Origin of the sequence: Nostoc sp. JL34, from assembly GCF_017114945.1 — a bacterium.
Classification (GTDB): domain Bacteria; phylum Cyanobacteriota; class Cyanobacteriia; order Cyanobacteriales; family Nostocaceae; genus Nostoc.
This window is the reverse complement of sequence record NZ_JABXKQ010000066.1, coordinates 121,654-131,826: the sequence shown is the minus strand read 5'-3', so window position 1 is coordinate 131,826 and position 10,173 is coordinate 121,654. Positions and strand designations below refer to the sequence as shown.

7 protein-coding genes are annotated in these 10,173 nt (G+C 41.4%); 2 read left to right on the top strand and 5 right to left on the bottom strand.

What is annotated here, in order from left to right:
- Window positions 1–585 precede the first annotated feature (585 nt).
- The gene (locus HWQ44_RS14145) at window positions 586–2,823 is read left to right on the top strand and encodes a DUF1796 family putative cysteine peptidase (RefSeq protein ID WP_292719516.1); all 2,238 of its coding nucleotides are present in this window, start codon (window positions 586–588) and stop codon (window positions 2,821–2,823) included.
- Between the two features lie 266 nt (window positions 2,824–3,089).
- Here the strand turns inward: HWQ44_RS14145 and HWQ44_RS14140 are convergent, their stop codons facing one another.
- From HWQ44_RS14140 to HWQ44_RS14120, 5 genes are all read right to left on the bottom strand, one after another.
- Complete coding sequence (locus HWQ44_RS14140; protein WP_292719514.1) at window positions 3,090–3,281, bottom strand: hypothetical protein; 192 nt, start codon at window positions 3,279–3,281, stop codon at window positions 3,090–3,092.
- A 2-nt stretch (window positions 3,282–3,283) separates the two neighbouring features.
- Window positions 3,284–3,757: a type II toxin-antitoxin system VapC family toxin gene (locus tag HWQ44_RS14135; protein WP_292719512.1), complete on the bottom strand. Its 474-nt coding sequence runs from the start codon at window positions 3,755–3,757 to the stop codon at window positions 3,284–3,286.
- A 381-nt stretch (window positions 3,758–4,138) separates the two neighbouring features.
- A complete protein-coding gene (locus tag HWQ44_RS14130; protein WP_292719510.1) occupies window positions 4,139–5,647 on the bottom strand; it encodes an acyl-CoA synthetase in 1,509 nt (502 codons plus the stop codon).
- Window positions 5,648–5,791: 144 nt separating this feature from the next.
- Window positions 5,792–6,772, bottom strand: a complete 981-nt coding sequence (locus tag HWQ44_RS14125; RefSeq protein WP_292719508.1) for a CorA family divalent cation transporter — start codon at window positions 6,770–6,772, stop codon at window positions 5,792–5,794.
- A 101-nt stretch (window positions 6,773–6,873) separates the two neighbouring features.
- Window positions 6,874–8,934, bottom strand: a complete 2,061-nt coding sequence (locus HWQ44_RS14120) for a tetratricopeptide repeat protein (RefSeq protein ID WP_292719506.1) — start codon at window positions 8,932–8,934, stop codon at window positions 6,874–6,876.
- 356 nt (window positions 8,935–9,290) lie between these two features.
- Between HWQ44_RS14120 and HWQ44_RS14115 the strand changes: the two genes are divergently transcribed.
- Window positions 9,291–10,169 (top strand): hypothetical protein, encoded by an 879-nt coding sequence (locus HWQ44_RS14115; protein WP_292719504.1) that lies wholly within the window; start codon window positions 9,291–9,293, stop codon window positions 10,167–10,169.
- Window positions 10,170–10,173 lie beyond the last annotated feature (4 nt).

Below are 10,173 nucleotides of genomic sequence, written 5' to 3'. Positions count from 1 at the left end.
CTCCCTGCCCCCTGCACCCCTGCGGTCTAAATGATAAGTCTTTACCCGAACATGATATTATGGGTGCTAAGAACAGGCACATGAATTGTAAGTGGGACGAAACAATACCTCACAAGTAAGCCTCAACCAAAAGTTGACAGCTAGGGCGAGAGATTTCTTGATTCAGCTAATTAGGCGGTTACTACATGAGCCGTCGAACTCATGTTATTTTTACTACTAGGATGGTAAGCGATCGCATTTATCATCTGTAAATGTTGGTTACCCTGAATAGATAGCATTCGCTACCAAGGACTTGTGAAGGAAAAATTTAACTTAATCTTATCCTTTTCTTGATTTTTTCTTGGTTGTAACAAGAATTGAAATGCAATATCTTTTACTTAATCAGTATTAAATCTTTTATAAAAATCCGATTTAATGTTTGAAAAACTTGACCTCTGGTAGCTTTGGGTGATGTAAATCAGAGCTTCAGTATACTCGACAAGATTAATACCTGACTTTTAAAAGTTCTATGTGATATCGTCAAAGCAGGTTTAAAGATTTAGCCTTTGTGTTTGGTATCGTACTCACTAAATCAGGATAAACTCTATGTATCGATTCCAGATCAGTGCATACACTCAAACGGGCGAATCCATTGGTCTTGTCGGTTCTACTCCAGAGTTGGGATTTTGGGATATCAGAAAATGTGTGAATCTGCGTACAAGTAGCGATCGCTATCCTTTATGGTGGATAGATATTGACATTCAAGACTCAGGCAATCTCCAAAGAGTTGAGTATAAGTACGTGCTTCTCGATGCAAACGGCAACGCCCGATGGGAGAGCTTAGGAGATATAAACCGATGGATTCCGGTTGATCATAAGGATCATTCCAACACAATTATTGTGGATGATGGTGCATTCGGTTATTTACAACCTTACCCCTTTGGATACCTTGAGAAGCCTGCTGTTAAAAGACCCCTAGATGAAGAGTCTGAAGGGTTAAAAATCGTAGTCATTGGTAGTTCCGTTGCATTAGGTCATAAAGCCTGGTTTTTGCAAGGTTGGGTCTGGCTATTGGCACAGGCTTTACAGCAAAAATATGGGCATCAACTCGTAAATGTGTCGGAGGTGGGGGCGAATGTCAGCAGAACGATCGCTCGATTCCCCTGGTTTGTCACCCCAGAAAAACCGGATATCGTCATCATTGCCCTATCTCTGGGTAACGAAGGGTTAGCTTACTGTTCCCCTCATGAACGGCGGGCAGTACAGCGGCGGTTTGAAAGTGGCTTGCAGCAGCTTGTGAAAATGACCCGCGACATCGGAGCAATCCCGATTCTAGGCGGAGTCTATCCCAACGGTGATTATTCCTTAGAACATTACCGGCTGATCCGAGACACACACAAACGGATGCTAAGTTGGGGCGTGACTGTACTGGATTGGTTCACAGCCCTGGATGATGGGCAAGGACGATGGAAAGCGGGGACATCATTTGATCAGGCTCACCCGAATACAGTCGGTCACAGCCTCATGTATCAGCAGATCGACCACCATTTATTCGACATCGACAAAGACGAATTAGCAAAAGAAAAACAACGCTTCCAGCAACCGAATGAATTTCCCATCTACTTTGATAATGGAGGCTTTCATGTCTCTGTCTGTATAGAAGAAAAGCGTTTACGGATTGTTAATACATCGCAATACAGCTACACGATCGCTCCCTATTGGCACAAACTACAAACTGTACTACAAAGTCAGGCAGGATTGATACCAGGTATTTACATTGCGAAGTCTGTCAAGCCAGGAACACTCCCTTTCTTTGCCGTGCAAGAGGATGGCGCGATCGCAACTACAATAAACATCCCCCCTAATACCGATCTAGAATATAGCGCCGCCTTCAATCTCTTTTCGCAGAACAACGTTTTATTCTATGACGGACATCTGGGGATTTTGCAAGCGGACGATCGCCACATCTGGATAATCAACGAATCAGATAACGAGTACAACATCCAGCCGATGTGGACGGAGGTTTGCAACGCACTTAAAGCTATGCCATCGGGTGTTTATGAAGATCCGCTTTATCCCGATGTCCCTTTTCGCACGATGATGATTGGTAAGGATGGGCTAGAAAGCCGGGTGAAAGCACCACCTAAGTCTGCGGTGTTTTTCCGATACAAATGTGAATTATCGGATATCAGCCGTGTGGCGATTCTTCCCCTTGGCGATCGCTGTGCCGTCCGCATGATGCTGTATAAAATGGAGTATGATGGCCCCGCCTTTCCCTTTGATTTGACACGCACCACCAATATTGCAGATGTTGCAGATGCGATCGAAAACGGTTTTGCTGATATGTGGAACCCTGCCTTCCTCCACTACAGCCTAGAAGCAGGCAGAATTTACCATAGTAAGTGGTCAGGTTTATCCTTTGCCCATGAAGTTGAAGAGACAGACGACCCAACGGGCGATATGTCTCCCGTCCATGAACGGATGCGCGTTCGGTACACAGCGCGCTCTGAAAGGTTTTGGTACGCACTGCGGCATTGCGACAAAGTACTTTTTGTCCGCACAGGAATTAGCGATCGCGGTGGTGTGATAGATTTGGTGAACAAGCTGGAAAAACAATGCCAGGGGAAGCCATTTCATCTCTTGCTTCTTTCTCGCCAAAGCGATGATCAGTTTTTAGACCTTCCCAATGTGCTGCATTACAATGTCGAGTTTAATCCCGATCGCATGTATGACGATTTGGGACACTGGATGTACTGCACAGAGGTAATGCGAGGAATTTTGGAATCCCTTGGTGTGTCTAGTAAAAATCTCTTTTGGTGTCCGCCCAAAACACCAAAGGGGTGAGAAATTAGGTAGGCGCTCCTTCTTTGATTGCTTAATCCCTTCGATATAATGCGGGTTGGTAGTCTAACGGCTAGCTTCACCGACGGCAGATAAAGTGTAACTCAGCATCAGCGTATATCGACCGTCCGGTGCAAGCGTTTGTTAGGCGAGGCAGCTAAAAACCAAGGAGCGCCTTCTGAACTTCCTCTGGTGAAACTTCAACTAAATCGACACCAAGAACTCTTTCCTCTCACCCCAGATAGACCGCAACACCTAACAGATAACTTTTAGTTAGTTGGGTATTGCGACTTGCTATCTTGCTCACTGGATTGTTTGAGTGGCTGTGAAATGATCTGCCGATTACTTGCAGCTTGCTTTTGTCTCAAATCATCACAAATTGCTTGTAAGTTGTAGTTGAAAGCCTTTGCATGTTCTTCTCGTATTCTATAAATCTCTTCAAGAATTTCATCTTTCCACATATCTACTCTCCCATTAGTTCGTAGGGTGTACAAAGGGTTGGCAACTCGTATCCGGCATCAAGACTGATTTGGGCTAGCTTTTTTTGGATTTGAGCATTAGCAATATGTTTACAGTTCCACGTTAACAGATAGTCCAATCCGTAAACTGTAGCCGCAGCAATATGAAGCGCATCGTCAGCGGCTTTCGGTGGAAGGCTACTTTTTGCGATAAATTGTGCTGCTAAATTTTGAACAGCTTCACTTACTTCAAGCAAAGGAAAATCACGCACTATTTCAAGTCGCTTTGTTGCTATCTCTGTATCGCCTCGTGCTACTTCATCCAAAACCACTTGAGAAATGTAGAGCATAAACTGATCGCGACGTGTGTCCCACCATTCCCGCGTAGCTTCTAAATTAGCCATCAGAATCAAGTTGTTGCTGGGTCTAGCAGTCAAGTAGCCAACAATACTGGTTTCGATGTAAACAGTTTCGCTCATATTGGCATTAAGCTGTTGACTTTCTCATGTTATCCGAAGAGATCACTTATCCAGTAAAACCTCTTCTGGTATCCACTCAAAACACCGAAGGATACCCCAAAAAGGTGAGGAACCAGTTAGGGAAGAGCGATCATATTTTGATCTATCAAGCCTTTTGAATTTCTGTGATCTGGCAATCTAACGACTAAGATAAGCGGCGGCAAGCAACGTCAGCAGCCTTACCAACATATTTCGTCCGTCCGCTTCATCGACTTGTCAGGCCTCTTGCTCAGAACCCGAAGTCAATCTTGCAAGAACTGCGCGTGAGTCACCGCCTACCCGCTCATGTGCTGCACAAGAATCTCGGAGAGGACAAGCCCAATTGGGCGTTAACGATCGCTATCAGCAAAATAGCTCAACCACCGTCGGCTTAGTCACTTTCCCCATCGCATTACGCGGTAATTCTTCAACTATCAAAATTTGGGTTGGCACTTTATAAACAGCCAATCGCTCTTTTGCCCAACTCCTGAAAGCTTGTAATGTTAAAGGTTGTGAACCTTGCAATACTAACGCGGCACACACCCGTTCACCCCACTCTAAATCAGCAACCCCAACCACTGCACATTCCTGAATATTTGGATGCGATCGCAATACCTCTTCAATTTCTAAAGCTGAAACTTTATACCCTCCAGTTTTGATGATATCTACGCTCATCCGTCCCAGAATTCGGTAGTTGTCGTTCTCAACTACGGCGGTATCTCCAGTACGGAACCAGCCATCTTGGAAGGCTTTGGCGGTTGCTTCAGGGTTTTGCCAATATTCTAGAAACACTCCAGGGCCTTTCACTTGGATCTCTCCTGGGGTTCCGGGTGAAACTAACTCTCCGTTCTCATCTACTAATCTTACTTCAACTTGAGGTAGAGGTTTACCAACATATCCAGACAACCGTTCACCATGTAAAGGATTGGATAGTGCCATACCGATTTCGGTCATACCATAGCGTTCTAGCAGAAAATGGCCGCTGATAGTCTGCCACTTTTCTAAAACTTGAACTGGTAATGCTGCCGAGCCAGAAACCATCAGACGCATTTTAGCACAGCCTTCTGACATCCTTTTTTGGCGTTCCATAGAGGCAGTTTCCCAAGCAGCAATTAGCTTTACATAAATGGTTGGTACTGCCATAAATAGGGTTAAGTCATCGTCACAAATTCGGTTCCAAACGGTTTCTGCATCAAATTTGCTCAATATATGGCACTCCGCCCCAGCCCATAAAGCACAAGTCAGTACGTTAATAATTCCATGAATATGATGTAGGGGCAGGATATGTAAAATGCGATCGCTAGATGTCCATTCCCAAGCGGTAACCAAGCTAGTAACTTGCGCTTGAATATTTTGGTGAGTCGTAACTACACCCTTTGGTTTACCCGTTGTACCGCTGGTGTAGAGAATTAAGGCGCGTCTAGTGATATCTACCTCTGGGAGGCGACCAATATTAGATGGGAGTGTTTCTGAAGTGGGGATAAATCGCAAATTGTGTTCAGTAGCGATCGCTCGCAGTATATCCTCAAAATTAGGATGAGCAACAATAATCGATGCTCCCGAATTAGTAATTACATACTCCAATTCTGGTCGCGGGTGGGATATACACAGAGGTACAGCTATACCACCAGCCCGCCAAATTCCCCATTGAGTGGCTACATACTCAAACCCAGGCGGGATGAGAAAGGCAACTAGCTGTTCCTGTAAATCTTCTGCATTTTGAAGAAGACTTGTCGCTATTTGACTGGAAGTGTGGAGCAAATCCTGATAGCTAAATGCTCCATCCGTTGTCGCGTTGGCGCAGCCTCTCGGAACGAGAATCGCTGTTTTATCGTTGTGTTCTTCAGCACGAATAATCAATGGTAAATTCACGTTTTTTTACCGTTTTAGGGTGGATTCAGTCTACTTACAGAAAGTATATATAGGAATCCTATTTGATTTGCTCTCCACCGACGGGCTAAAAACCCCGACTTTTTCAAGCAGGCGGGGTTCTTTTTGTTCGTAACTTTATAGATGCTACAACCAACGTTGTTGTTTAGCATAGACAATACTACCAATCACAATTAATGTCATCACGCATATCACAACAGGATAAGCCCAAGGTTGCTCTAATTCCGGCATATATTTGAAGTTCATCCCATAGAAACCAGACATAAAAGTGATTGGTAAGAATATGGTCGAGAGAATAGTCAGGCGATTAATTCGTTCACCGGTTTTACTAGCAATATTATCGCGTTGAATTTCCATTAATTCTGACATCCAGGCTCTTAGAGCTTGATATTCTTGCCAGAGTTTATCAACATGATGAACCAATTCTTGATTGAATAGTTCCTTCACTGGCTGACTGATCCATTGGAAATCTTCATTATCCATAATAGCCATAAGTAACTTGATGCTTTGAAAATTACGGCGTCCAGAACGAGTGGATTGCCTCATGGTGGCAATTTTTTGATACGTTGATTCATCACCGGAATTGTCTAAAACTTCATCTTCTAAATCATCAAGTTTTCTAGAAATATAGTTAAATACAGTTTCGTAATTATTCAAAATATCTTTAAATATGAGATAAAAAAGATAGTCAATTCCCAATTTTTGAATATCTAGAGTTCGCTTTTGGAGATTATTAGCTAGAATGCTGAGAATTTTTAGTTCAGTAATTTCAAAAGTGATGATGAAATTATTTCCAACCACAATATTGCCACACACAACCTCAAACTCGTGATTTTTTATTTGAGGAGTTAGGATTTCATAGCTGTCAAACAAACAATCTTCTACGTCTTCATCAATTCCTAGAGGGGAATGGTTGAAAATCATGTTAACACGAGATGGATTGAGTCCAAAGTGCTTGATAATTCTGGCTGTTCCAGTGCGATCGCGGAAGTGAATACAGCGCAACCAAATATTCTGAGAACTATCAATTCTTTTCAGTACTGTATCGACATCTCTACTAGTGAATATTTCCAGGTTATCTGGATAAAAAGTCAGGAGAATTAGCATATAGCAATCCTAATTGAGTCGTCAGAAAACACGGTGACTCATATTGAGCTATAATTTATTTGACTACAACTACAGATAAAATGTCAAAGTAATTCATAATTTCAATTTTTTTCTATTTTCCCGGATTTCGGGCGAGTAGTTGGTGCTGGTGCAGAATTATTTTGCAGAATTGCAATTTCTCTCTGTGCATCTTGATAACTATCTTTTTCTCCTTGCTGTTGGAATAGTTTGGCAGCTTTTTTGAAATCTGCGATCGCACCCTGTTTATTTTTCTGCTTAGTGCGAATTACACCCCGATTATAATAGGCTAAGGCATTGTTAGCATTAATTGCGATCGCTCGTGAATAATCCTGATTTGCAGCTTTTTTATTTCCCAGTTCCAGATAGGCGTTCCCACGATTGTTGTAAACTGCTATATTATTAGGATCTAGTTTCAGGGCTGCGGTGTAATCTTCAATAGCACCTTTATAATCTCCGAAAGAAAAGTGGTGAATACCTCTGTGAATATAAGCTGCAATAAATTTAGGATCAATCTGTAAAATAGTGTTGTAATCTTCAGTAGCTTCAAGGTTATCTCCCAAATCACTGTAAACATCACCACGATTAAGATAGGCTTCTATATATTTGGGATTGATGTTGATTGCATCTGTATAATCTTTAACTGCGGCATATTTTTGTTTATTAACAGATTGAGTTAAACCCCTTTGATAATAAGCTTTGGCGTCACTGGGATTAATCTTAATTACTCGATCAAAATCTTGGATTGCTCCCTGTGGAAGTCTTAGACGACGGCGGAGAATCCCTCGCTGCAAGTAGGCTTCGGTATACTGAGGTTTGAGAGCGATCGCTTTGCTAAAATCTCCAATTGCTCCTTTATTATCCTTCAGTTGACCACGGGCTAACCCCCGGCCATAATAAGCATAAGCATTCTCAGAATTTAACTTAATCGCTTGGGTATAGTCTGCGATCGCTTCTTTGTACTTACCTAATTCAGAAATTGCAAATCCTCGATCAAAATAGGCATTAGCATCTTGAGGATTGAGCAAAATGGCTTGGCTAGAATCTGCTTGCGCTTGCTCGTAGTCTCCTAATCGATAATAAGCATCGCCTCGCCTATTATAAGCCAGAGCGTTTTGTGGATCTAATTCAATAACCTGATTGAAATCTTCAATTGCTCCTTCATAGTTTCCTGCATCATATTTATTTACACCCGCTTGGTATAATGCCTGTTCAGCGTCACTTACAGGTTTTGGCAACCTAAATTGCAACGCTCCAACAACAAGTGTGATACAGCCAGCGACTCCCGTTAGAACTAGTAATAATTTTTTCTGATGCTGTTTTTGCTGATCGTCATCAACATTTGTTAACTTTTTCAGATCGTCTAAAACTTCAGTTGCATACTGGTAGCGCTTCCGATGGTCAAAACGCACCATTTTATTAATAATTTTTGCTAACTTTTTGTTAACTTTGAGATTTTTGTTTCGCCAAACTATTTCACCCGTCAGTCGATTTTTCTGATTTCGCAAATTAGATATTTCGTTTGCAGGTAAACCTCTCAGTGCTGCGATCGCAACTATCCCTAAAGCATATATATCGCTGTTGTATTTGAGGTTGCCGTTAACTTGTTCTATAGGCATATATTCGAGATTGTCAACGGTATTAGTAATGGCTTCATTAACAGTACCTAGATTAATCAAAACTAACTTTTTATCTGATTCTCGGCGAATAATATTTGTCGGTTTAATGTCCCGATGAATTACGCCATAGCTATGTACAACAACCAAATTTTCTAATATTTCTGATAAAAAAGTAATAACTTGGTCTTCTCTCAGAGCTTCTTTCGGGATAATTTCGTCACTGAAAGGATTACCAGATATGAATTCTTGGACTATATAAAATTCTTCATTTTCTTCAAAATAAGCAATTAGTTTTTGGATTTTATCGTGTTTCTGTCCGAGCTTTTCTAAAGTTGCTGCCTTACTGGCAAACAAGCGGTGCAGTATTGTTAAAGTTTGAGGATTGCTACTAGGAGGACGTAACTGCTTTACTATAAATTGGCTGTCAGGAAGATTAACATCTTCAACTAAATAGGTTTTCCCCTTTTCCGCATCATTGAGAACTTTTAGTATTCGATAATGTCCATCTAGTAAATGACTATTCATCAATATAAATATAGTTTTATAAATTATTTGATTATAGCTGACGTGTTATTGCTGGCATTGATTTTTTTAAAAAAAATATTTTTTTAAAAAAATCAATGCCATTTTGGCAGATAAAAGTATTAGTTATTAGCTAATATTGTTATTGATGAGCGGAATGTTACAGACTTAATACGGTTACATATTACCAAATTTAAGTAGCATGTGTGTATTAAAAGAAACTTGAAAAGATGGATGCGTATATAAGGGGGTTATTTTGCTCCTTACTCTTCAGCAATCCCACTCATGACACCTAATCATCGAATGGGGTAGAAAAATAACAATTTGAATTTGAATTATCTATAACCCTATATAGAAAATTGAAAATTAACATCTTTAGGCAAAAAAAAGATTTAGCAGCTACCGCGAAGCGTCAATTGCTCAAGGCGCTGAATCAACGCGATACATCTGCCGTTAAGAGTTTGATTGGAGAGTGGCAACCTATTCTGGGATCGGATAAGTTAACTAATTTGATTGTTAACCAGGTAATGCTCGAATGCGATTCTGACAGCCACAGTTGGTTTTGTCAAATTTTTCTTGGACAAGCCCAATATCAACAGATGGGGGAAAAAGCTCAAAGTAACGTCTTTCAAACCTTATTGGGTGCGGGTTTAGAACCTGGCAAAGACTTTAGCTTTGGATCTGATAGCAGGATTATTGTAAACGATCGCGCCAAGCAAATCTTACTTAGCCAAGTGCCACAGGAGCATCGGGCATCATTTGAAGCACAGTTAGAATCCTCGCTAATCTTAGATCCAGTTACTACCATTGAACAGCAGTTAGGGTGTGCATTTTTTACCAATTTGACTGAGATTGCCAGCCAACAGATGCAGGTACTAAATAATTCCCAAGCAGCGGCTTATCTAGGAGTGCTGTTGGCTGGATTAGTGTCGCGTCACCCTCAACTTCAGGATGCGGACTTTCCCACACGATTTATTTTCAATATTCTTCAAGAACTGTCCCAGGAACGAGCAATGCTAATCTTGAACGATCCAGAGACAAATCCCCAGTTCGATGAAATGATTATCTTTGGGCATTTATTAGCAGCAATGGGAGATAAAGAATATCACCACATTGCCGACGAAGAAGGTGGTATCAGCCTCGAACAACTGAAAAAACTTGATTTAGTTTGGTGTGGTGAACGCCGACTTTCGGAAATAGTAGCCATGATGGAAAAATGGCATCCCAAAAATAGATAATCAG